Source organism: candidate division KSB1 bacterium (assembly GCA_034506395.1).
GTDB lineage: Bacteria > Zhuqueibacterota > Zhuqueibacteria > Thermofontimicrobiales > Thermofontimicrobiaceae > Thermofontimicrobium.
Window position 1 is genome coordinate 79,914 of the sequence record JAPDPQ010000006.1, and the last position, 23,074, is coordinate 102,987.

The 23,074-nt window shown below is 45.9% G+C and carries 21 protein-coding genes; all 21 read right to left on the minus strand.

From position 1 onward, the window contains the following. Positions 1-51: 51 nt before the first annotated feature. A complete protein-coding gene (locus ONB37_05855; protein MDZ7399674.1) occupies positions 52-891 on the minus strand; it encodes a S41 family peptidase in 840 nt (279 codons plus the stop codon). A 164-nt stretch (positions 892-1,055) separates the two neighbouring features. Next, positions 1,056-1,829: a hypothetical protein gene (locus tag ONB37_05860; GenBank protein ID MDZ7399675.1), complete on the minus strand. Its 774-nt coding sequence runs from the start codon at positions 1,827-1,829 to the stop codon at positions 1,056-1,058. A 481-nt stretch (positions 1,830-2,310) separates the two neighbouring features. Continuing rightward, positions 2,311-3,654, minus strand: a complete 1,344-nt coding sequence (locus ONB37_05865; GenBank protein MDZ7399676.1) for a hypothetical protein — start codon at positions 3,652-3,654, stop codon at positions 2,311-2,313. Between the two features lie 444 nt (positions 3,655-4,098). Continuing rightward, on the minus strand, positions 4,099-4,650 hold the full coding sequence (locus tag ONB37_05870; protein MDZ7399677.1) for an SgcJ/EcaC family oxidoreductase: 552 nt from the start codon (positions 4,648-4,650) through the stop codon (positions 4,099-4,101). A gap of 188 nt (positions 4,651-4,838) precedes the next feature. After that, positions 4,839-5,462, minus strand: a complete 624-nt coding sequence (locus ONB37_05875) for a hypothetical protein (GenBank protein MDZ7399678.1) — start codon at positions 5,460-5,462, stop codon at positions 4,839-4,841. A 484-nt stretch (positions 5,463-5,946) separates the two neighbouring features. Continuing rightward, on the minus strand, positions 5,947-7,953 hold the full coding sequence (locus ONB37_05880) for an amidohydrolase family protein (protein MDZ7399679.1): 2,007 nt from the start codon (positions 7,951-7,953) through the stop codon (positions 5,947-5,949). A 373-nt stretch (positions 7,954-8,326) separates the two neighbouring features. Further along, positions 8,327-9,244, minus strand: coding sequence for an HNH endonuclease (locus tag ONB37_05885; GenBank protein ID MDZ7399680.1), 918 nt, complete (start codon positions 9,242-9,244; stop codon positions 8,327-8,329). 425 nt (positions 9,245-9,669) lie between these two features. Next, positions 9,670-9,990 carry a hypothetical protein gene (locus tag ONB37_05890; GenBank protein MDZ7399681.1) on the minus strand — a complete coding sequence of 107 codons (321 nt, stop codon included), beginning with the start codon at positions 9,988-9,990 and terminating at the stop codon, positions 9,670-9,672. 373 nt (positions 9,991-10,363) lie between these two features. Next, positions 10,364-11,095 carry a CPBP family intramembrane metalloprotease gene (locus ONB37_05895; GenBank protein MDZ7399682.1) on the minus strand — a complete coding sequence of 244 codons (732 nt, stop codon included), beginning with the start codon at positions 11,093-11,095 and terminating at the stop codon, positions 10,364-10,366. A 130-nt stretch (positions 11,096-11,225) separates the two neighbouring features. Continuing rightward, on the minus strand, positions 11,226-11,492 hold the full coding sequence (locus ONB37_05900; GenBank protein ID MDZ7399683.1) for a hypothetical protein: 267 nt from the start codon (positions 11,490-11,492) through the stop codon (positions 11,226-11,228). A gap of 93 nt (positions 11,493-11,585) precedes the next feature. Further along, positions 11,586-12,227: a hypothetical protein gene (locus ONB37_05905; GenBank protein ID MDZ7399684.1), complete on the minus strand. Its 642-nt coding sequence runs from the start codon at positions 12,225-12,227 to the stop codon at positions 11,586-11,588. Between the two features lie 167 nt (positions 12,228-12,394). Beyond that, a complete protein-coding gene (locus ONB37_05910) occupies positions 12,395-12,892 on the minus strand; it encodes a hypothetical protein (GenBank protein MDZ7399685.1) in 498 nt (165 codons plus the stop codon). Between the two features lie 271 nt (positions 12,893-13,163). Further along, complete coding sequence (locus tag ONB37_05915) at positions 13,164-13,661, minus strand: HNH endonuclease (protein MDZ7399686.1); 498 nt, start codon at positions 13,659-13,661, stop codon at positions 13,164-13,166. Between the two features lie 3 nt (positions 13,662-13,664). Beyond that, complete coding sequence (locus ONB37_05920; GenBank protein MDZ7399687.1) at positions 13,665-14,942, minus strand: AAA family ATPase; 1,278 nt, start codon at positions 14,940-14,942, stop codon at positions 13,665-13,667. A 213-nt stretch (positions 14,943-15,155) separates the two neighbouring features. Continuing rightward, a complete protein-coding gene (locus ONB37_05925) occupies positions 15,156-15,533 on the minus strand; it encodes a hypothetical protein (protein ID MDZ7399688.1) in 378 nt (125 codons plus the stop codon). Positions 15,534-16,836: 1,303 nt separating this feature from the next. Beyond that, positions 16,837-17,379, minus strand: a complete 543-nt coding sequence (locus ONB37_05930) for a hypothetical protein (protein MDZ7399689.1) — start codon at positions 17,377-17,379, stop codon at positions 16,837-16,839. Next, positions 17,366-18,964, minus strand: coding sequence for a hypothetical protein (locus ONB37_05935; GenBank protein ID MDZ7399690.1), 1,599 nt, complete (start codon positions 18,962-18,964; stop codon positions 17,366-17,368). The genes ONB37_05930 and ONB37_05935 overlap by 14 nt, the downstream gene beginning before the upstream one ends. Before the next feature lie 254 nt (positions 18,965-19,218). Then, the gene (locus tag ONB37_05940; protein MDZ7399691.1) at positions 19,219-21,003 is read right to left on the minus strand and encodes an AAA family ATPase; all 1,785 of its coding nucleotides are present in this window, start codon (positions 21,001-21,003) and stop codon (positions 19,219-19,221) included. A gap of 115 nt (positions 21,004-21,118) precedes the next feature. Further along, the gene (locus ONB37_05945; GenBank protein ID MDZ7399692.1) at positions 21,119-21,994 is read right to left on the minus strand and encodes a hypothetical protein; all 876 of its coding nucleotides are present in this window, start codon (positions 21,992-21,994) and stop codon (positions 21,119-21,121) included. A gap of 233 nt (positions 21,995-22,227) precedes the next feature. Further along, positions 22,228-22,572, minus strand: a complete 345-nt coding sequence (locus ONB37_05950) for a CPBP family intramembrane metalloprotease (GenBank protein MDZ7399693.1) — start codon at positions 22,570-22,572, stop codon at positions 22,228-22,230. 132 nt (positions 22,573-22,704) lie between these two features. Beyond that, positions 22,705-22,962, minus strand: a complete 258-nt coding sequence (locus tag ONB37_05955) for a hypothetical protein (protein MDZ7399694.1) — start codon at positions 22,960-22,962, stop codon at positions 22,705-22,707. Positions 22,963-23,074 lie beyond the last annotated feature (112 nt).

Consider the following 23,074-nt stretch of genomic DNA (forward strand, 5'->3'; position numbering starts at 1 on the left):
AAGGTGAAAGATGATATCGATTTCGAATCGTTGCCTCTCAATTCATCGATCTTAGGGATTATTTTTAAGCAATTGGATTGCGCGTTCCAATTGTTTGTCGCGATTCTGCTCTCTTTCTGTTTCAGTTTGCTCTACAACTATGTCGGGAATGACACCGTTCCATTCCACCATTTCACCGTCCACTCTTTTGAAATATTTGATGGGAAGCTTCAATCTTTTTCCACTTGGCAAATGAAAAACCTCACTGCTTCCTCCGCCGCCGCCAGAGGTATCCCCAACAACGGTCACATTGGGCGATTGCCGTATCAATTCAACGAATATCTCTGCAGCACTAAAGCTGGCCCCATTGATCAAAATCATTATTCTTTCTCGATAATTGAAATCTCTGGCTGGTTGAATCGACCATGACTGCTTGGTCCCATTTTGAAAATACCAGGTCTCCAAGACTGGTTCTGTGATCAAGCGGGCGAGTACGTACTCATACGTTAAGCTGCTGCCTCCATTATTGTTTCTGATATCGATAATCAGGCCAGTGGTATGCTCGAAATACCGCAACACTCGATCGACATCCCTTATCCAATCGCCCTCGACAAAGGTCGTGATACGAATATAGCCAATTGTATGATCGATCAATTCATACTCGATCTTGTTTTCGCCGACAATTTTCAATGGATGATGAAAATATCGTCTCACCACTTCGGGACTATAGCTTTCCTGATCACGAAATCTTGGAGGAAGATAAGTTGGAATAGGAAATCCCCCTTCGGTATGAATCTCTACGTGACCATCTTTTAACATTGCAAATAGATCATATAAAACGAAGTAGATCTCATCACCTCTCGCCTGGGATGCGGCTGGCTGAAAAACAAAATAAAGGCTATCCCAATTCATTCTTTTAAATTCGAAAAATGGATAGTACTTTTTGGCAATTATCCAGGCTGACTCGAACTCCCTCACATTCTGAGCAACATTTGGCTCGTTTACTACGAGGTCACTGCAGCCCATAACAAACAAAGCAATTATCAATAAAGCAAAAAATGTCTCACCTTTTGTGTTCATAGTCGAAGCATGACGCCAAAATAGACGATATCGCTTGCAGCAAGCAAATCATCCCATGCTTTAATTCTCAATAAAGTAAATTTGTAGCCGCCTTCAAACGCCAGTCGATGGGATAAGCAATAACTAACAGATATATCGTTTGCCACATTCAATGCTTTCAACAAAGTTAAAACCTTCAAAAATGAATCGTCCTTGTCCCTGGGATCGATAAACTTTCCTGCTAATGAAATCACATTGGATTGTATGGAAGATTCCAAGCGAAGACGGTTTTGAATAGGATAGATGAAATTGAGACGAAGCGATAAGGAAAGCAAGCCAGCCAGCGAAAACGCATCTAGAATTGCGGCCCCTCCGCGCGCGATATTTTGTGCTCGATAATAACAAAAGAATTCTGGTGCCGGACCTGCTAAGATATTGAATGGCTTATCGAATAAAGTCACCTTGCCAATCTGATAAAGATACGCCACGCTCATTTCAAACGTAGTCAATTGGGCCGAGATGCTATAATTGGTAATGTTGGCAGAGTTCACAACGTCGAGCCATAAATGAAATCCTGTTGCGCCATGGATTTTAGACCAGTCAATGCTGAGCCAGGATGAATTTCCTGAATATTTTTCTTTAGAAATGAATTCATCCTGAACCGCATGATAACCATAGCCGAATTTCACTGATATGCCCTGACTGAAATAATCGAGTCCGGGATTATTTTGTGCTTTGGCAATGTTGCTGAGCAATAGGATTAGCAAGAATATGTCGACTTTCTTCCACATTATCATTTCATAATAACTACCGAAAATGCTCAAAACATAAAAATCTTATAGTGCCAAATGCACAGATAACTGGGCATCTTACCGCTTCTGGTGATCCGTAAAAGGCTTCCAAGCGCCTCCCCTAAATCGAGGTCGCTCTTAATAGCGCTATCTGGTACGCTATAACTAGTTTGTATTGCAAAATTTTTAAAACAGGATAAATTGTCATGCCTGCGAATGCAGGCATCTCATTTTTTGGTTGACTTAAGCATCAGTTAAAAAGATCCCTGCATTCGCAGGAATGACATCGTTTCTTTTGATTTCCTTTTTTGCAGCGGAAACTAAATATGACCGCCGTCATTTAGCACTAAGCTATTAAGACACTCAATTAACCAAATTATAAAATGAAAACAAGCTGCAATTCCTGCCTGCATTCGATTTACGCATCCGCATAGTTCAATATAGCTCTCAACTGGCGGCTATTACAACAATTCGATCGCCGTTATTTGAACGATAGCGGCAGCCCAATTAGCACCCACACTGCCCAAAGAACCGCCATGATGGAGACACCGGCAATGGATTCGCGGATGATGAAAATCCATTGCTGCGATCGACATCGCCACTGCCGGATCCCGATCACTGTTAGCATGAGCAAAGTCACTAGGTTCCAGCCGAGGACCGCGTAACGGTTCGGCGTTAGACCGAACTGAAAGGTACGGCTCACCATCGCCGCCAGCGCATAGACATTGAGAAGCAAACTTAATCCCAGCAATGCAAGCAGGCCATAGCGCAAGATGATATTCTGGCGCGGAGATCGTTCATCCATTGGGGCTGATACGACGATGGTCAAGAGAACCAGAATGGCTAGGATGGTTGCGTTATAAACGATCAAGACCTCTCGCTCCTGAAACGGTCTCCAGAAGTAAGCGGGAACAAACCAGAAGACATAAATGGATAGAACGGCAATCGCCAGCGGTAGGATAAAGTGCGTGACAATTCTGAGGATCCGGGTGAGACCTGAGGCCCAATCTTGCGCTACTGGCGCAACCTTCGGGTCATAGACGCTAGCTAACGCCAGCATCGGAATGGCCCCAATGCCCCAAGCCGCAACGACTTGAAGCTTATCTTCAGCAAGATGAATTCCCAACGCAGCAAAGATGCCATAGGTCAAGACCAAAAAGATGGCGCCAGTACCGAAATAGATGCCGCCGACCAGAACGGTCTCCACGGATTTTACCAAATAGGCGTAGTATTGCCTGGCGGGATCAGGATAGCGCAGGGCCAGGGCAAATCCTACGATTGCCCATACCACAAATGGAAGATGGAGTGCATTTAAACTTGCGATGTCGTCCGTTCTGCCCCAGACCGTCGCTGCAATGTAAAGTGCGAGCGGAATGATTACCAGAGCTGCATATCCATAGGGCCGCCATTTTATTCGATCGACCAAAGCCAGATAAAAAAGGATGCCCAGTGCGGTCAATGGGCTCCAACCAATCCAGAACAGCGGATTTGCCTGACCTGGAATTGGAACTGGTGGCCGATTGCCGGCAAATATTGCAAAAAGGACGCCCAAAATCATACTCGTGGCAACGGCGATCCACCAGCGTTGCGCAGGACCGTGGCTTGCATGTTGTGACTCCACTCCACTCACCAGAGGCGGCAGTGGCAGAATATCCAGTCGATAAGCCAAAGCCTGGAATAGCACGTTCTCCGGATGTTCAGTGGCACATTGCCCGATCGCTTCTTTGAAGCTGGCCTCGTTCCCAGCCGCAAGAGCTTGCCGATAAATCTGCTCCAGCGCTGCTGCATTATCACCTGCTTTGTTGATCTGATTTTTCAGGTTCATCAATAGCTCCTATGACAAAATTCAAAGCAGCATATTTCGGTCTTCAAAAAATGCGGGCAGCGACAGAATAGATTTAGAATTAATTGTCACCATGCAAGCCTCAATTAATGATGGCCCTAACCGTTAAATTTATCGGCAAAAAACATCGTTAGCTTCTCGACGGCAACCGGTGATCAGGCAGAGCAGAGTGGGTCAGCGATTTTCATATTGAAATCGAGAAGCTCACCAGCCCAGGAACACCAATCCTACTGACCGCAAAGTAGTTCCCGCTGTCGAATAGAAACAGCACCATTGCTATAACGACAACAATTAGATCAACAATGGAGCAAGAGTTTTTTGGCTGGGCACTCGTCTTCTGCGCTCTCCATGTCGAAATGAAGCCGAACCCAACAAGCCCGAAGCAGCGTTGGGTCGTCTCCTGAAAAATGCGCCGGCAATTTGTGCTTAAGGTTCCTTGACATCGACATTGTGATAAGACTCAATTAGCCACGTGCCATTGTTTTTGACTAAGACCTCCTGCAGCCGGGTGCGGATGCGACCATCAGCCATAACCTTAACGCCTGGCGGGACACCAGCGATGTCTCTCAGTTCAGTGTCGATATCGACGATGGCAACATCTGGCCGCACGAAGCGGATCCTGGTCGGTGACATCGTGAGTTTGCTTCCTTTGAAGATCGTCTGGAAGATCTCGGCATGTCGGTTTTCGAACGCACGGCGTCCATAGGCGACGGTGCCACGGATATTCGTAAAGCTGCCGTCCTCGGCAAAGCTTGCAGAAAAGGCTTTAGCATCGCCAGCATTCCACGCGACAACCTGACTGGCGATGATAGAACGAATACTAGCTTCATCGGATGAGTCGCTCATCGCAGACGTCGGCACACCGGCGTAACTTTTAACAGTGGTGGTCAATAGCATAAGCCCCAAAATGGAGCAGGTCACAGCAACGTGGGCAGCAAAGGCCCGCAGGGATGGTAATTTTATTAAAGCAGTCATCATTCGATTCCTCCAATAGATTAGAAATGTTATGTCGGTCCAAAGTTCCTACCATTTTGGAACCACGATTTGAAGCATAGAACATCGCTGAACCGAACTGCCTCAGGCAGTATTCTTATTTTAAATTTGCATGGCATATTCGCCACCTGGCGCAGCCTGTGGTTGGTCTGCCATGACTCTTAATAACTTTCCTATTTTAATTGGGATCTTAAACTTCTCAATAATTTATCATTTTCCTCCAAAAGGGCTTTGGATATTTCCTGTATTAACTCTAGCGATTGCATGTACCACTTGTATTTTTCATTCAATTTTTTGGTTTTCAAATCATAGAACTCGATTTTTTCCTTATTGAAATTTGGAAGCAATTGTTGAATACATAACATTTCCATCTTCTTCATTCGATCAATCAAATTATGAACCTGAAGATAATAGGCTTCCATATCCTCAATTAATTTCAAATCCAATACATCCAATCCCCCAGTTGCCAAAATAGCTTCCCAGGTTCTGGTACTATACGAAGCACTCCCAAGGAATATTGGCTTCAACGTAGGCATCAAGCCTTTCTCATGCGCGGTCAAATATGGTGTAATAACGACACTATCCAGCATCGAAAAGGCTTCGGACATTTCTATCGAATCTTGCTCTGCCTGCTTCAGCAGGCTTTGATAAATTTGAATCCTCTTTCGTTGATTCCGTTGTTGAGTTTTTACATCATCCAACAAAAATGCAGCATATACGCCTGCGAAAACGATCAGCAATTGAATGAGGTAGTCAAATATTTTTTTGTGATTGATTTTGCTCAAATATCGCTGCATCCGTGGACCTCGATTGCTTATTTTTTTCTATCTGGCTTATGGCCGCGTATCATCTGCTTGCGGGCCAGCGAACTCATCCGAGCTTAATACAACCCAGGCCATAAAACCCAAGTTGAATAACTATTCTTGGGCAGATTGGGTGCTTATATTTTTAGAGGCAGCGCTTCTTTGGCCCTACTTCAAGCTAATGTTGCAATTTTAAAAACAAATGCTTTTCGGCTTTAACGATTGAGATGAGAATTTGTTTCCCAGTTTAGTTATTTGCCACAATGTTTCCTGCTTATTGCCCAATGGCAAAATATTCATGAATTCATAAAATTGCCCTAAAATTCGATGTTCTGCAACAGCCTACCCATAGCCTATTCGGCTCGGCAGGTAAAAATAAAATTTTTCGACAAGAAATAGCATCCAAAAATTCATATTCCACCCGCCGAGCCAGCACCATGCATTGGTACATTATATGGCAAAGCGAGATCATCAGGTATTATTTAAGCAAGAGAAGCTTCTTGGCCTGGACATGATCCTGATATTTAATCAAGTACCAATAAACCCCGCTCGCAAGCGGCTTGCCAGCATCGTCACAACCATCCCACTGGATCGAATGGAGACCAGCACCACAGCTTTCCTTCAGCAAAATCCTGACGTTTTCACCCAGCATGTTGTAAATCCTCAATTCAACCTCTGCGGCTGCTGGTATCTGGAATTGAATGGTCGTCCCTGGATTGAATGGATTGGGATAATTCTGGGCGAGCTGCAAATCCATCGGGATGCGATTGTCATGATCATCAACTGAGACAACAATGACCGGATTTTTGCCATCATCCCAGACAATCTCGCCGCCGACAATGGTCATTTCCGCGGCCAGGTCGTTGGTTTGCTCGCCGGTCATGGTGTATAGATCATGGGACCAGATCACTAGGTCAGCATATTTGCCCACTTCCAGGGAGCCGGTGGAATCTTCAGAGAAACTGGCATAAGCTGATCCCATGGTGTGAGCGCGCAACGCCTCCCTGGTTGTCAGTCGCTCGCTCTGGCTCAACGTAACACCTGTATTGGTGCGTCGCAATACCGCGCCTTTGAAAGCCCATTTGGGCTCTTGATAGGGCGAAGCGGGCACATCGCAGCCAAAGGCCAGATGAATCCCCATATCGAGCATCGTCTTGAACGGCAACATTTGATTCATGATCGTCTGGTTGGTGGCCTGCGTCCAGCCATCAGCATACCAGGTGATCCATTGCGGCTGTGTCGAGATGATGATGCCATCGTTGCTAATGCGCTGGAGTGCTGCGGTTGTTGGGAACAAGCCATGCTCGATCCGATGGCGCGGATCGGATCTGGGATTGGCTTGCATGGCCTGTTCAAATGCGGTGAGCGTCATGTCAATGCCCTCATCCCCCAGCACATGAACCGCTACCTGCAATCCGGTGTCGTGCAATCGCTTTACCATTCGATTCAGCTCATCTTGCGGGTGATACGGATAGGAGTTGGTCGCAGCATATAGGGTTTTGTCATAGAACAACGTCGAACGTGCCGCAACCCCGCCATCCATGGCCAGTTTCCAGCCGCCGAACCGAAAGCGACCTGACCGAATGGGTTGGAGCGATTTGGCCAGCGTATCGGCTTCCTGTTCGTAGTCCACGTACAACAGCGCATAAACGCGAGCTTTGAGCCGACCATCCTCGGCAAAGTGCTTGTAAGCCATGATATCCTTAATGCTACCAACGATGACATCTTGAATAGCTGTATATCCAGCTTGAAAGCAAAGCTGTTGCGCCAGTTCGATATCTTCAAACTTTTGCGTTTCGCTGCGATCGCCATAGCCCGGGGCATGCTCGGCAACCAAATTTTCTGCTGGGTAGTGAGACAAAATCCCGGTGGGTTGACCGTTCTCATCCTTCACGATTCGACTGCAGGGCGGGTTCGCGGTGCTGCTATCGATCCCGGCAATCTGCAGCGCCAAAGAGTTCACCACCGCATACTGTCCACTGCTATGGCGAAGGTAGGCGGGATTGAGTGGAGCCACGGAATCAATATCCCAGCGATCGATCGTTTCAAATGCTTTCAACGTAAATCCCTGATTGGCGGAAATCCAATCCCCCGGATTTAATTGCCGGGCATAATCGCCCACAACCCGCAGCAAATCCGCCTTGCAGGTGACTACTGGATGACGGATATTCAGAAAACCGGGCCAGAACTGCGCGCCATAATACATCAAATGATAATGCGAATCGATCAACCCTGGCGTTACGGTTTTGCCTTTTAGATCGATCATTTTGCATGGCGATCCGGCCAGTGGCTTGATCTCAAGATCAGTCCCCACAGCCAGAATTTTATCGCCTTTAATCGCCACCGCCTGGAAAATATTATCCTGAGCATCGACGGTAATGACTTTGCCATTGAACAGGATCAAATCGGCTTTGTCCTGGGCAGATGATAGTATCGCGGCGGCCAGGAGAATCAATCCCATGAGCCACATTGCTTTTGTTTTCATCGTTCTCTCCCTTCAAATTGTGTTCGTATTCAGCTTCCTTATGACTTAGGGAAGTGGAGTTATCAGGTTTGTGAGTCCGGATCCTGCGTAGCATTGAGCCGAACTGGCATCGATATCCTCTTATTTTGGGATCCCCTAAACGAATTACAGCTCGGGATGATTTTTTCTTCAGATCAAATCGCAGCAAGCATCAGCAATTGAGGTTAGAAGGGAGATGAATGTCATGAATGACAAAGATCTTCTTTCGAGCCTCCATGCTATTTTTATAGTGGAGCATCTCAAAACCATAACATTTTTGCTTACCATCTATTGCCGTGAACAACAACATCATTAGATCGGAACAAAAGATAAAATTGAAGAATGTCTGATAATTTCACTTGTTTAAAAATTGCCTGATTTCTTCTATGCTAAAAGGTGGGTTGCGGCGATGCAACATCGCGTGACAATTTGGACATACTGGACGCAGATCTTGAATGGGATCAATTTGGTAATTCTGCCCGATTTTTGATAATGGTGTTACATGATGAACTTCGATAAAACCACGTCCGACCTCGCCATAATTTTTGTAAAAACTAAAGCCACACACTGTACAAGAATCGCCATAATGAGCAATGCAAATCCGACGTGCTTTAGGATCGCGCTCATAACCATTCACCGTGATCTTCTGCTTTGCTCCTTCATAAATTGCCGAGTCACTTTCTGGTATTTCCTCTGGTAATAAGGGCTCAGGGTTCTGGGTAGAAAATCCCTGAAGCCGTTTTAATACCTGTTCATATTGTTCAATGCTAATTTCCGCAATAGTGATTACCTGGCGGGTTGTATTATACCCTAAATTATTAAATGTCTTCCCCAGAGGAGGAAACGATACGCCAAAAACTTCTTTTAGAAAGTTAGTTTCCTCAGTTTCTTGACATTCTTTGCTCGGATAGGGTCTCAGCGGCTGTTCAGGAACGAAACTCATTTTAAGAATATAACTGCGGCAAGACGTGTCTCCGCCTCTAATTTCGCTTATGAATCCAGTTCCTAATATACCCCATTCTTTGTACGGGCCACCGTCTCCCATCCAAAACAGAACCTTGTCATTCATTCGCATCAATTCATAACATTTCTTTGCATTTTTATGATAAGGCCATTCAAACTCATCGATCTCACCAGTAAACAACTTTTGGATGTCTTTAAAAATAATATGAGCATTGCGTTTTGGTTTGTCCGCATTATTAATGCCGAACCACCAGCAATGGCAAGTCATTATTTTCCCTCCTTGTTTGCTTTTAGTTGATTGAATAGCCAAACGTCCCCCTCATCTGGTTGTCCTCAATTTTTCGAGTTAACGCAATAGAGATGATTTGGTGCTGAATCAAAGCAGTGGTATACCTCGTAGACCTTACTTTATCATTGCTTGCGATGAAGCTGGTTTTTCCATCATTTTCATTCTGGTGATCCATTCTGCCAAAAAACTACTGATTATGGGTGGACAGCTCAAACAAACACTATGCGTTCTAAGCGATCGGGCATAATTGTCAAAATTAATGAAAGCTGCAAAGAAGGCTTGAGTATAATCTTCTCTTGATCGAACGGACAGCGTAAAAATCTCCCGTGAAATTCTGAATATCTACACTTGGTCTGAACAGAAAATACGAAGCTTGGCTGTGCAAAAATTGCGATTTTAGGAGCAATAGCGCCCATCATGAAAGTGCCCTTCCGTTCCATTAGACCTTAAATTGAAAAAAATGATCGAACCTTCTGCCCTATTGCAATAATTCCGACCGCATCCTTCCCAAAAGCAAGAATGCCGATGCTCTTGTATCCTATTGCTATAATTCCAACTGCCAAATATCCGAATGCAAAAACGGATACCGATACGAGGCCAATTCCGATAACGCTCACTGAAATCAGAGCGAAACTGACCATGCTAACGGATGCAATCCCTAATGCGAGGGGAGCGAGTATCACAACCCCGCGAGCGACAAAAATACCAAGCGCAAAGACACCCGTGGCTTTATTCCCGATCGAAACAATCCCTCGCGCATGACGCATGACTCCCTCGGGATTATCAAAACCCAGATTGATAGATAGCAACGGTATGCCCAAGAATTTTTTTTGTGATTTATACTCATAGGGCAAACATTCTAAGGCCTTGCAGAGGTGACGATAAAATTCGAGAAGGAATGTCATAACAGAGCAACCTTTCCTAATCAGCCAGTCCTTGTGTCCAATTTTGGGACTTTCTCATTCGTTGAATTTGATTCCGAAACTTCGATTGCAAATTTCTTCTCACAACAAACAAGCCAGATTAGCAATCCTACGGCCCTCATTAGACCTATACCACAATGAGACCACCCACCAATCCACCACACTCGCTTCTAAGCCTGACTGAATTGGCAGCATTTCAGTTGCGATAGGGGTCTCGCTATCCCAATCCCAAAAGTGCCACAAGAAAAATCAATGCGTGCATCATCGCTGAAGCATAAGTGCTTTTGCCATAAAGGCGAGCCAATCCTAAACAAATCGCCCCAATATATAGCTGAAGCTGACGCGATAACCACATATTCGGCGTGGCCTGCCATATTTGCGCGTAGAATATGTCGGCTGGTAAGTGGCGCAATCCAAATAACACAGCGCTCACCGACAATCCTATCCAAGCTCCATAGCGTCCCGCAAGCTGAGTTTGGATCCAGCCCCGAAACATCGTTTCTTCTCCCGCCACGGTGATTATCAGAAAAGCCAGCAGCACCAGCAGCATGCCCAAGACTCTTAGAAGATCCGAAGGCTCGATTATGGAAATCCCTTCTCCAGTAGATCCAGGCGGGTGATATGGAATGCTATCCCCAACCAACCGAACGATCACTTTTAGCAACACAAAGAAAAACGTAAATCCAATAACACCTGCTACCAGGCTACGCCAACCATTGCACCGCCATCCTAAGGATTCCCTGATATTCCTGACTGGCTCAGGCCACCAATACCGCAATACAAGGCCGGGCAAAAGCAGGTTAGGCACCATAATCAGCACCAATTCTGCCACCATCCGACTCACAGGTGACATGTGCCAGCCCAAATACCACCCTCCGACCAGCCATGACACTATAGCCACGATGGCAAAATTGGCGATTGCCCAGATGACCAAGATTCGTTTTATCATAGATCATTATCTGCATCTGCGATGAATTTACAAGACGGATTGTTTGGCTAACGCTGCGATTCAGCGATGACGCCCAGCGATATCCCCTGGCTACTGCTATTGGAGAGCGTTAACTACAGTTGGACAAATGTCATTGACGAGTGGTCCGCGTATTCTCCTCAATCGCAATCAGTACGCCAATCACTTCTGAAAATGCCACTGTCAAAAGTCCAATGAGACTAAGAATCACTCCCGAAATTAATTGGAGGGCGTCTTCATTAAAGAAACGATGGCCTGGTTGAATCGGCTCGATAACTCCTTCATAAACCGCATAGAGAATTCCAGCAACTACGACCACCCATCCGAAGACCTTCAGCAAAATCGAAACCATCGATAGAATTGGGAATCTTTTGTTCATAATTTCCTCCTTGGTCTAAGAGTTCAAGCCACTTGCCGTTCATTGGTGCCATGGATGCGACCTGAGCGATATTGATTGCAAGCGGTTATCTTACTAGCCTAAAATCTCTGGCCCGGTAGCCCTGAGCAAATCTTTGGCAGCTTTCCGCACAACACCTTTAACACTGTGAGAATACTCTTCGCCTATTGCAATGAGTTCAGCGCGCAACGCAGGTATTTGTCTGGCTACATTGAGTAATCCTTTCAGGGCATGCCCAGCATGTTTGCCATTCCACACGGTTAGCGCTTCTTTCAGCAAGGGATAGGCTGTCTCTGCCGCTGATTTGCCTGTTGCTGCAAAGTTCGCAATAGCATCTGTGGCGTAATCGCGGACGATGACGCTTGAATCTCCGCGAACCTTTTCAGCCAGTGTCGGGAGCAACGAGGCGATTCGCGTGGGAACACATGCTGCAACAAACGCCAGCGCATGCATGGCCTCCCAGCGTACGCGGGTCGCTCTATGGTTCAACAGGGCTGCCAACGCCTCAGCGTAAGGTGCTACCCACTCGGGATGTTGCTCTGCAACTTGGGTCAACACTTCAGCGCAATCACCGACAAGAGCGGCATCTTTACTTTTGAGACCCTCAGCAACCTCAGCGAGTAGATCTGGGTCATCCAAGCATTGAATGACGACCTTACGATTAGAGTACTCCGAACGATCCCCGACCTGTGAAGAGAGTTTGTTAAGTATGGACATTTTTGATCTCCTAAATTGGTTGGCATGGTGCTATTCGGCAAAGGCATGCTAGCGAGATGTGCTTCACCTAATTCGCCGTAGCGCAGCGGAGCAAGTCAAGTACGAAAGCGGGTAGAACGGCAAATTAACAAGAGCGGATTCTTCTGACGTTTTTCTATAATCATTTTCTAAAAATAAGCATCTTTTAGTATCTGAACAAAAATACCATTCTTGCGTTCTTGGATAATAATCCTTTTTAAAAACTCTGGCTTTAAACTTGGAGCGATGTTCTTGGCCTGCCAATCATGTTCCTCAACGACTTTGGTCTTAGCTCGATCAGGGTGAGCCGCTGCAATCGCCTTAAGAGCGTAAAGAGCGGCACCAAAGGCGTGTTGAGCGACGTGTGATGTAGCCACCGCTTGACCCGCCGCGCGTGCAGCAAAACAAGCAGCATGGTTACCGTCATGCTGAGCTTGGCGGGCAGCGGCGTGAGCCGCAAGCGAGGCCGTGCGTATCTCATCCATCTTGAATATTCCCGTGCAAACCCAAGTTCGGCATACCTCAATGGCAATGCGGGGCCGATCGTCTCTGGGGTACGCCCGTTCAAATAGTGGAAGCACTCTTTCGGCACATTCTGCTGCCCAAATTGCAAATTGCTTTTGCTCTGATTTGTCATATTTTTTCATTTCGGCATCGATCTATCCTTTTTTTGAAAAATAGCAAAAGTTTCAAGGAATGTCAGGGAAGGGCTTCGCTGCGCAATGACTTGATTTCTTTAAGCCGATCAAGCAAAAGTTCTTTCATTTCTGTTGCATCCGAGAGAGAGACACTAATAAATTTCGATAACTGACAACATTCTCCGGATTTACCTCTGAGAGCGGCCTAAAGCTCTCCATAGGTAGCGACGCTTAGCGCCCTCACCTGCTTGCTGGTATTAGGCATCATGATATGGTACTGCTAACTTCCCTGGTCTCCATGCCAAATATGACAAATATCCTCACAGCGTCTTCTCAGTCCGAAACCGACACAGTGCTTTTCATAAGCAAGTTTTAGAAACAGGCCAGCAGGAATGCGCGGCAGGTCCTCTATATCGCGCCCTAAAATGTTGCACCACCAATCTAAAAGGTTCTTATCGCCCTTTGAGTCAGCGCATCGTTGGCATGCATGGACAAGGTTGTGGATGCCCACGGGACCGCCAAGCTTTCGTGGGACAACTTCTGTAAGAACAGTCTTACCTTGCTTTCCGCAGAACACGCAAACACCTGGTTGTTGAGCGAGTTTCTCGATTTCACGGTCGTAGCTTGATATTTGAATCTCTCCGCTTTTGAGCCGCTTGTAGCGATCCATAATGAAGCGGTAATTTCCAGTCTCGCCTGCTGACGGAGCAATCACCAATTTGGCATAATAATACAGGATAAAATCGCCCACTGTTCTAGGCACTGCTTTTGATGGCATGATTTAAACCTCCAAATATAAGTCAGGCCAAAGCTGCTTCAGAAGATGCTCAAGCTCGCTCGCACCGATGATCTCAACAACTTCCTTGACAGATTGCCCATGGCTCTCGGGACGCATTCTGCCCAAGGAATTTGCACATTCATCGGAGATATAGAGACGTTTAATTTTTCCCCTCTGAGCTCCGGTGAGAAGCGAGGCCAACGCCGCTAGGTATGTATCTTCGGGACTGCGGATACGACGAGTCAAATCTAACTCTCCTACGAAAAGTGCTCTATCGGGGACTGGGCGCTGGAGATAGGAACTCAAAAGCGCAATAGCAATAGGCAGATCCAGTTCCTCTCGATAGCGTTGCTGGCGTGGCACGTAACAGTTAATTTCGTAGGAAAGATCTGTCAGATCCACCTCCTTGATCGCGCTCAAGATGCTTAGAAGCTGCTTTATCTTCTTAGCAGGTAAGAAGGGGGCGTTCAGTTCGGGCCGAGACCCATAGCGAGGTAGGGTGACGGAAGCTTGTCCTTCCGCAAGCTCTTCTCCAATTCCAGCATAACCAAGCACGGCACTACTCTTCGCTGCCATGTGGGGCGATTTTTTTAGCCGTCCTCTGTCGTCCATCATGAGAACTAGCGGGTCGAGCATAGCAGGACCAAAGCGATTTTTGGGAACAAAAAAAGGTCGCAGACGGAACGCCCGTCGAATATACATGACACAATCTACGTTGTGCTCAAGATCTTTTGGGCCAGCAATCTGTCCTTTCTTGGTGACGTGGCCGATGAGGATCAAAACGAGGCCTTGTGCCTTGGCGTTTTCTGCGAACTCATACAATGCACGATACTTCTGAGTAGCAGATGACGATAGCCCTCGGCCCTGAACGGAGTCTACAACGAGAGCCTGAATACCATGGTATTCCTCTCCTTCCGTGAGAATTCGTCTCGCAAGAAAACGTGGCAACGCATCGATGTCTTCAATAGTGTCATCGAGATAGAAGTTATCACGAATGGGCTTTGGGAGTTGGCCCGCGCTATCACCGTGAATGCGAATAACGGCGCGTTTAAGATCTCCGAGCCCTTGTTCGGTGGTAAGGTACAGAACCTTTACTCCCTGCATTGCCAGTTCACCAAGTACCTGGATCGCGAGCGTGGTCTTTCCGATTCCAGGTTCTCCGGCAACAAGGTAAACGCCACCCCGAATGAATCCTGGCGTGATCGCCTTTTCAAGCCAGGACAAGGAAACCAGCTCGATAACATCGTGTCCCTTGCCCGTGATGTCGTCAATCTTCGGCATATCTATCCTCCATACTTGCGACTATATGCTCTTCATCTGCGCCGCGCAGTGGAACGAGACATCGACTGCAAGCGCATATTGGGCAAGAACAGATTGGCACGCCCTAGGACTTAGCCTTGGTGAGAGCAGTGCTAGCCCACTATACGAGCATATTAGGAAATCTTCTCGAATCCTGGAACTTGTCCCAGAGAGGAAATGATTTTCCTTCTGATCTTAGTTGCTCTTTTTCAGCAAGAAATAGCCAAAACCCAAGGCCATGGATAGATGGATTAATACCGGTAGCCACCCAAGAGCGCTCCCTATGCCGCTGAGTTTTCCTGCCAGAAGCACTACGAAAGCTATGGCTGATTCAACACATTGTCCCAAAACGATCGCCTGGCGTGCTTTGGAAGAAGGCTCGTTTCTCGTCATCCAGGCAATCAGTGCCAGACCTATCAGCGCTGCGCCAAAAACCCTGACCATCATGATAGCCTCAGCTTCTGTCAGCGTGACGGCAAACAACGATAGTGCAGGTTTTGGAATCAACAGAAAGGGAACGCCAAAAACAGCCAGTACTATGGCACAATAGATGAACCAGCCTTTGATCTTCATATCTTTCTCCCTTCATTTGAAAATGTAGACTTCTACAAAATATGCAAACTCAACATTCCGACCGAAGCGAGGAATCTTGTTAATCAATTGATTGCATGAGAAATTCAGATTCCTCACTCCACTGCGCTCCGTTCGGAATGACATTAAAATCGTAATTTTGCAGAAGGCTATTGAAAATGAACTAAAATGGTTATTAGAACGAGAAACGTAAATCGTTTTGTCAAGCATCACCTCCTTGCTTATTGAATTCTAAGAAAAGGTCTGCGAGCTCGGCTTCAATAGGACGAATCGCGCATTATTCTAAAGGCCTGAAGTTCTCTTCAGTTGTCTAAAGGTAAACGTTACCTGCGTATGGCCGGGCGTGGTTTCTGTTCGAGAGCAGAAAAACCCGAAGCCAGAGAAATGCCTGTAAATGCCGCGGAATCGCACGCTTCAGGTTCAGGCTTTGTTAGCTCGCTTTTTAAAACACGAATGGAATTATTAGCCATGTTTTCTTGCAATAGTCTTACTATTGCTCACCAAATTCTAGGTGCATCAGGAATTCCTCGGTATAAAATCGCCATATTAAAATGCCTGAAAAAGCAATGATGAAGAAAATCGAATGTAACGACCAAAAAACGATTGAAATATCTGCAAAGAACTCAAGAATACCGAAGTAGAATATGTGAAATATCAACTTATAATCTTGTGAATTTTTTCGGATCGTTACTTCAATGCTAAGTTGCTTGCCAAGATATTTTTCTGCAAGTTGCATATAGATAAAACCTGGGACAATAAAAAAATCCCAAGAATACAACTGCATCTCTGAAGTTGAGCATGGCAATTGAGCAGCTATCTGAAAATGGAGCAAAAAAAACAAGTGAGAAGCTGAGAATCTCAATTAAAATAAAATCAACTTTGTGTTGCTCAACTTCGATTTTACGATCATTCATTTTACCCCGTTTGGGGATTGTAAGATACACCAAAAACTTGCAGTAACAAAATCACGTTTGCATAAGTTAATCGAGCAGAATTATCAAAAAAATCGGAATTTCAATAATTCCCCAGTCCAATAATGGAAGACCAAGGAAAATTTTCGCACCTCAAATTTGGGCAAGTATTCAAAAAAGAACAGGTTTCATTGATTTAATTTTCTCTGTGTCAATTCTTTTTTACCGTAGTATGCGACCGAATGGGCTTACGCTGACGTAAGCGGCAGCGGATCAGAGAAAATATTTGATAAAAATCGAGGCATTCGAACTACAACCATATGAAATTAATACCATTGACCCCACCGTCCGCTCTACCTATTGTTAGGCCATCGCTAAGTAATAGCCTTCATTTTAATTTGATTTCGATTTATGCCTGGAGGCAATCCTTGAGGGTAGCGCGCAAATGGCGCAAAACGACTCAAAGGCTGTTTTGGATAATCTAAAATCGGTTCAAATGATCGAGTACTAACAGCTATGCTGCCGCCGATTATCCAAATAGGTGCCGTGATCAACAAAAGGAAACCATTCGAAAATGTTGACAGCGTACCGCAAACAACCAAAACTCCCATTCGTTCCGCATCTGATTTGTAAGTCACCAGTCGTGCCGACTTGATACTGGATACAGCGATCGCATGAAATGTTACGTTTGCAATGAAAATAGAGTCTGCACCAATTGCAATGAGCTCGCCAGAAAGCTGTGCCTTCGCTTTTGAGTTGGAATAATATTTCACTTCTAACCATCCACCATAGCTTTCAATTTGCATATTGAGGGGAGTTGCAAGCCAAATTCGAGGCGCATGGGTGACAGCACAACTGCTAACAAGAAAAGATAAAAACAGCACAAAAACGCTGTGGGTTTTATTAAGGTCTCGCATAGCGGCTCCTCCAAAAACAATATTCTATTTCTTTTTCCACTCGCTTGAATTCAGGAGCTAAACGTTTTAAAGCGGTCTGAGGATCGAAGAGCATCTGCGCAAGAAAGAATGGATTTTCCTCTTCGATCCACTCCTTACGAATCCATTCAAGATAATATCCCTGGCTTTCGAGAAAGAATTCGTAATTACCAGTAGCATTTGGCATGTGATATTTCAGCGTGTAGGTATCTCCTGGAAGGGATATTAATACTTTTGTAGAATCACAGAGTGTGGCAAGTGCTTGATCATCTTCAAGGCCATCTTTAAGAACCTTGAGAGGCTGTAAGCGAATCGCTTGAACTGCTTGAGATATTACAGCCAGACCAACGTAGTCGATCCGCCAATTTCCTTTGGTCATCCTTAAGCGGATTTTTGCGGATCGCCCAACAAGTTGACCCAATGGCACGAGATGAAAATCAGTCGCCAGAGGGCCGTATTCATTGACCTGGTTTAATATTTTCCAATTTCCTACATCATCTTGTATTAAAACCTCAATACCGCTCAAGATTTTTTGAATAGAATTTTGATTTTGTTTAATTTTCTTGCGCTCGATCTGCGCAATCCAATAGCCAACGTTGTTTCCCATGTAGGCGTAAGTTTGATACAAAAGATAGGTAGTTAAAAGAGTCTGTCTGCATCCAATAATTAAACCACAGGTTTGCTGGGGGATATTTTCAAATTCTAGTTCAATGACTTCTTTAGCACCCAAATATGTCGAATCTGCTCTGCTATAACGTTCATTGCCATCGGCATCTAAAAGAAACTTGAGACAATTGCCTTCTGGGGCTGTTGCAGAAATGGGAGGAATGACGGAGGTGCATTCCCAAAACTGTCCATTAAGATCTGCAAAAATACGGTGACCGCTTGTCCTGGGAACAGCAAGAAGATTGACACGACGGACCACGTGGGTCTCCAGCGCTTCGTTTCTCATCTGGAGAGCGAACTCTTCACCGCTTGCTGAAGCGTGAAATAAAGCATCAACATCCGTTGCTTCTAAAGAAGGTGCAATGCTCGCCGAGAAACCCTCGGCTTCCAGACGGAAGCTATCTCCATCTGACGTATAGAAGGTCGGGCAGGATCCAAAGCAGGCCTTCGAATTTGTTATACAATAAATCGTTATCGCCGCCGTGATTCCTGTGAACACCATCAATCCTGCTACCGCATCTGAGGCTTCGAGAACATTGGTTTCAAAAATGGCCACGGAATCCAGACCGATTTTAAATTGCCCCTGCTGCAATATTTCACGAACGGCATTGTACAGCATACCGTCTCCGAGCACATGGTGCCGCTGCTCATCCAATGACCAATTTTGCAAGACATAAACGTTGCCATTTTTCATGTGTACCTTCAAAAACGGGGAAGAGTCTCGCATCAGCTTTAGACGACCTTCACTAAATTTCTTAAATGACTCAGGTTCTGTAATCTTACGATTAATTTTCTTGAAGGCTGAGCATCCAAGCAAGATTACAATAAGCGACAGTGCCATTATCATAATAATACGATATGACGGGTTTATCGTAAACTTCGAGTTTTTCAAGGCAGTCATGATTGCAACACCTCCTCGGAGAAGAATTTTCTCCAATTTTATTCTTTAAAAAGGCATAACGCAAGCTTCACCTGCGCGAGGGCTTAGAACCACAGCACGTTGGATTTGCACGAAACATTTGCCGTCGCAGCAAACATTTGAATTTATGCTGAACCGCCTTCGCGTCGGGTGCAAGCAGTGTTAGCTGAAATATTCATTTCCAACATCATGCCGCTCAGCCTCGCCGCAGAAGCGGCGTCAGTTACAGCGGCGAGTTAGCCCGCGCCGCTCTTTTGAGGGCTTGTTGCCCATTTTAATATCGTCTCGATTTCTGAGTGTATTTGCACTTCACCATTGCGGACTTTTTGACTTACAGCCGCATATTGTCCCTTGGAACTGGATGACAAACCGAAGTAATTCTCTATTTCCCCTTCAGCAAGCACCCAAATCTTGGCCTCACTCTGGAGTCGCTCACGCAACGGTTGGGCTTGTTGGTTCAACTCCTGCAAAATCAGGGCAAAGGCATCCGCTTTCTTATTAGGCGATATATGGTGTTTCCCGTCAACTATCTCGGAAATCCCTCTCTGGTCCGCAAGCCGCCAGAAATCGGCGGCAAACTGGCTAAGACAGGGGTCAGCCCCTAGGCATTTACCTGCTCCATCCCATAGGAAATCCAGGTCAACCACTCCACAAGCAGAAAGCCCTATAGCTCGCAGGTAATTGGCCCAAACGGGAACAACTACTTTACTACCCGCTTCCACAACGGCAAGAGCTAATGGCTGTCCTTCAGGATGCCAAGACTTTCCCCCAAAATGCCAACTAGCCTCCAACAATGCTCGATCAGATGGTCCCTCAACAACAAGTACGCAGTCAGCAAAAAGAAACTCGGCACTACTCGAGAACCTAAGGAGATTAACCAGTTGCTTGTCTTCGGGGTCGGGAAGCAAATTAGGGTCCGGGACAAGACAACACGTAGCTTGCAGTTTTGTATCAGGCGACACTGTTTGTCGAAGAATCAAGACGTTCTGAATGCGCTGAGATGTCACAAGAAGCGGCGAATGTGTAGCAACTATCACCTGGTTACTCTCTGATATGCTCTCCAATATATTTCCCATCTCTCGTTGTAGAGCCGGGTGAAGGAATGCTTCTGGTTCCTCGAAGAGCAGGAGAAATGGTCTATGGATGTCGCCACCTGTTGCACGAAGTTCCTCGGCAAGCGCTCGCAGAAGAGCCAAGTAAAGCGCACGCTGAAAACCTTGCCCTTTTCCCTCAAGCGGTGTCCAAGGACCCCTGTCTCTAAGTTCAACTGTAGCCGATGCCATAAGATCGTCTATCTCAGGCAGACGGAATCTCAGACGAACATCTGCATCTTCAAAGACTGCTTGCATATGCTGTCTTATTCTCTGCTCAATGCGCCTAAGCTCTTCGGGTCTTTCATCAACAATTTTGCCTTCCGTTTCAATAACATTGAACCGCCGCGCTGCCTTATCAAGGGTGTTTTTTACCTCCGATTCCAACTGTGCTGATACCTGCTCTACGATTTGCTTTAGAAGCTTCCCTAATGTAGCTGAACTTTTGGCCTGAGCTTCCTCATTCGGATCTTTGAATGCCTCAATAAAGATAGGTTCAGGCAAAAGCTGTTTGAGGGCGTTTTCAATGCCAGTAGGTAAACCAAAAGCATTTCCAGCCGGTTGCCATAGCTCCAACTTCCCAAGACCCAATGGCGAACGAGAAGCCAAGCGTCTAATTCGCAATCTATCATCAATAACACAGTTAGCTATCTTGGTTCGATGTCTTTCATCGCACAAAGGCAAATATTCGCCTACACCCTCGAAAACCGCTTCAAGAACAATCTGTTCGGCCTTTTGTGTTTCGTGCGTGTAAAAATCACTGTCAGACAAATCGCGTGCAGTTCCCTCGAGCAGCAATTTTAGAGCCAGTAGCACAGCAGATTTTCCTGAATTGTTCCTACCAATCAAGATGGTGTAATCGTAGAGCGGTATCTCGATGTTGGCTAGAGAGCGAAACCCCTCAACTCGAAAACTCGATAGCTTCATCATAGTAAGTACAAATCTCCAATGTCCCACAGTTTAGCAAGATCGCGGGCTAACGGCTCGCGCTTCAGCCGCCTCGAGCGAGCGAAGCGAGCGGAGCACGGTCGGCTGGAGCGAGTGGTTAGGCGGCTTTTCCTTTAACAGGCGCACTCTCGATAAAATAACGACGTGTACCATCTAGTTCTAGCAATTCTTTGTACATCCGTGCGTACTTCTCTGTTTCTGTAGGCTCAGATGTTGCTACGACACTCACTATGCGATTGTCAGGTCCAATAAAAACTTCCCATGCTATTCTACCTTTGGTTTCAACTACAAAAAATCTTCTCAGGTGAGCAGGTGTTACTCGTGCGTCAGCAACATATGTCTCAACGCCCAATTTAACTTGTGTTGAAAGTATCTCTTTGACTTCGTCATTATCTAATTCTTCTGGACGACTAATAAAAAACACTCTTTTTATCTTGCCACCACCAGCGATGAACCTTGCCATTGCTTGCTCCATTGGCTGGTTTTTCCAGAAATACCTTTGATAAGGAAGGCTGGTAGCTAGAAACGTTGCGCGCGGATACGCTTCAAGTGTTCTCTTGTAGAAATAACGAAACAGATCTATGTCATGAAACTCGAAAGTTCGCCTTGTTATAGCGCGTTCAACGCTGGTGAGTAGATCTGAAATATGTTCGCCAAAAATCACATCAAGGTTCGGATCAAGTTGACTTCTCAAACTTGCAATCTTTTCTGTTGTCTCTTGGTGGACATAAGAGCGTAAATCAAGCACAGCCGATTCCAAGACTCCAAGTTTATTTACAATGCCAGAAGTCATATATCCTAACAAGATACTCACCAAAAGGAGAGTTAAAGTGGGTATATGTGCCGCAAGCCAAGGAATAGCGTCTAGGAATCCTAACAAGTCCAGAAGTGAGACGAGCCCACTCAAACCCGCCGCTACATAAAATACATATTCTTCGATGGACTTTGTTTTAGATGTATTTGGCTTTGTCATAGCTACTGATCTCTGCATAGCTTTCTATAGCCTACCGCCTAACGGCCAGGGCTCAGCCACGTCGCGGAGCGCATCGGAGCAACGTCGGCTGCAACCCGTTGTTGGGCGGCTCTCCCAGCGTGCGAATACAACTTACATCCTGTTTAGGTCAAATAACGTGCTTTTCTGCACGGGATAGATTGGTCGGCTTGAACAGAATTACCACTACGACTGCCCACACCATGATCAGCGTGCTAATGATAGCCGAAACCATCCCTACTTTGCACGCCGTGCACCCAGTGGTGGAAATTGAATACACCATGAAGTAAAGTCACCATCAAAATACTGCCGCCAGTGCTATTGTACAGCCAAGTAAATACAATGGCTCCTGCAAGAACCCCCAGCAAGAATCCGATGACAATTGTGGGGTCGTAGAGGTAGAAAAAGGCAGACAGATGCCAGAGTGCCCAAAACACCCACAGAATAACAGTGGCGGAAAGTGCACTGTGATTCTTCTGCAACCTGGGGAGCGCATACCCACGCCAACCAGTCTCTTCGCCAATACCATAGGTCAATAGCCATAAGAACGAAGAGCCCAAACCGAGGTTGGGAAGAAAATCAACCTGACCTAGTAGGCTTAAGTCCAGCAACTGTCCTTGTATGAGACGAAGCACAAGGGCAACAATCACGTACAGCGCAAGCGGCGAGATAGCCACAAGCCACCACATTGGTTACACACGCCACTTCAATATTCGTCCAAAGAGTTCCCTTAGTCCACCGACACCGCCTGTAAGCCAAGTCATGATGACTGCTGACAATATTGGCCCATAGCCAGCCAGATAGTTGATGGAAAATGGAATGGGTGCTTGGCTCAAGCCCTCTGCTTTGAATGCCAAAGGAATCTGCACTGCCCATGAAATCGCATAGGCGAGAATGAAATACGCAACAAGCGAATGTCGTTTCGACCAAGTTGACATGCTGTTAGCCATAATGTGCCTTCCTTCTGTCAGCGGACTACTTGGCGTAGCCGCCCAAAATAATGATTAGCTGCCAATATCTTTTAATTTGATATGGCTATATTCAGGGAAAAATGTCTATATT

What these genes read in the sequence shown, in the direction of transcription:
- ONB37_05930 (MDZ7399689.1), bottom strand. Translation starts at nt 17,379, where the DNA reads ATGCGAGACCTTAATAAAACCCACAGCGTTTTTGTGCTGTTTTTATCT.
- ONB37_05920 (MDZ7399687.1), bottom strand. Translation starts at nt 14,942, where the DNA reads ATGCCGAAGATTGACGACATCACGGGCAAGGGACACGATGTTATCGAG.
- ONB37_05880 (MDZ7399679.1), bottom strand. Translation starts at nt 7,953, where the DNA reads ATGAAAACAAAAGCAATGTGGCTCATGGGATTGATTCTCCTGGCCGCC.
- ONB37_05915 (MDZ7399686.1), bottom strand. Translation starts at nt 13,661, where the DNA reads ATGCCATCAAAAGCAGTGCCTAGAACAGTGGGCGATTTTATCCTGTAT.
- ONB37_05860 (MDZ7399675.1), bottom strand. Translation starts at nt 1,829, where the DNA reads ATGTGGAAGAAAGTCGACATATTCTTGCTAATCCTATTGCTCAGCAAC.
- ONB37_05910 (MDZ7399685.1), bottom strand. Translation starts at nt 12,892, where the DNA reads ATGAAAAAATATGACAAATCAGAGCAAAAGCAATTTGCAATTTGGGCA.
- ONB37_05890 (MDZ7399681.1), bottom strand. Translation starts at nt 9,990, where the DNA reads ATGCGTCATGCGCGAGGGATTGTTTCGATCGGGAATAAAGCCACGGGT.
- ONB37_05945 (MDZ7399692.1), bottom strand. Translation starts at nt 21,994, where the DNA reads ATGACAAAGCCAAATACATCTAAAACAAAGTCCATCGAAGAATATGTA.
- ONB37_05925 (MDZ7399688.1), bottom strand. Translation starts at nt 15,533, where the DNA reads ATGAAGATCAAAGGCTGGTTCATCTATTGTGCCATAGTACTGGCTGTT.
- ONB37_05955 (MDZ7399694.1), bottom strand. Translation starts at nt 22,962, where the DNA reads ATGGCTAACAGCATGTCAACTTGGTCGAAACGACATTCGCTTGTTGCG.
- ONB37_05940 (MDZ7399691.1), bottom strand. Translation starts at nt 21,003, where the DNA reads ATGATGAAGCTATCGAGTTTTCGAGTTGAGGGGTTTCGCTCTCTAGCC.
- ONB37_05900 (MDZ7399683.1), bottom strand. Translation starts at nt 11,492, where the DNA reads ATGAACAAAAGATTCCCAATTCTATCGATGGTTTCGATTTTGCTGAAG.
- ONB37_05905 (MDZ7399684.1), bottom strand. Translation starts at nt 12,227, where the DNA reads ATGTCCATACTTAACAAACTCTCTTCACAGGTCGGGGATCGTTCGGAG.
- ONB37_05875 (MDZ7399678.1), bottom strand. Translation starts at nt 5,462, where the DNA reads ATGCAGCGATATTTGAGCAAAATCAATCACAAAAAAATATTTGACTAC.
- ONB37_05855 (MDZ7399674.1), bottom strand. Translation starts at nt 891, where the DNA reads ATGAATTGGGATAGCCTTTATTTTGTTTTTCAGCCAGCCGCATCCCAG.
- ONB37_05935 (MDZ7399690.1), bottom strand. Translation starts at nt 18,964, where the DNA reads ATGACTGCCTTGAAAAACTCGAAGTTTACGATAAACCCGTCATATCGT.
- ONB37_05870 (MDZ7399677.1), bottom strand. Translation starts at nt 4,650, where the DNA reads ATGATGACTGCTTTAATAAAATTACCATCCCTGCGGGCCTTTGCTGCC.
- ONB37_05865 (MDZ7399676.1), bottom strand. Translation starts at nt 3,654, where the DNA reads ATGAACCTGAAAAATCAGATCAACAAAGCAGGTGATAATGCAGCAGCG.
- ONB37_05895 (MDZ7399682.1), bottom strand. Translation starts at nt 11,095, where the DNA reads ATGATAAAACGAATCTTGGTCATCTGGGCAATCGCCAATTTTGCCATC.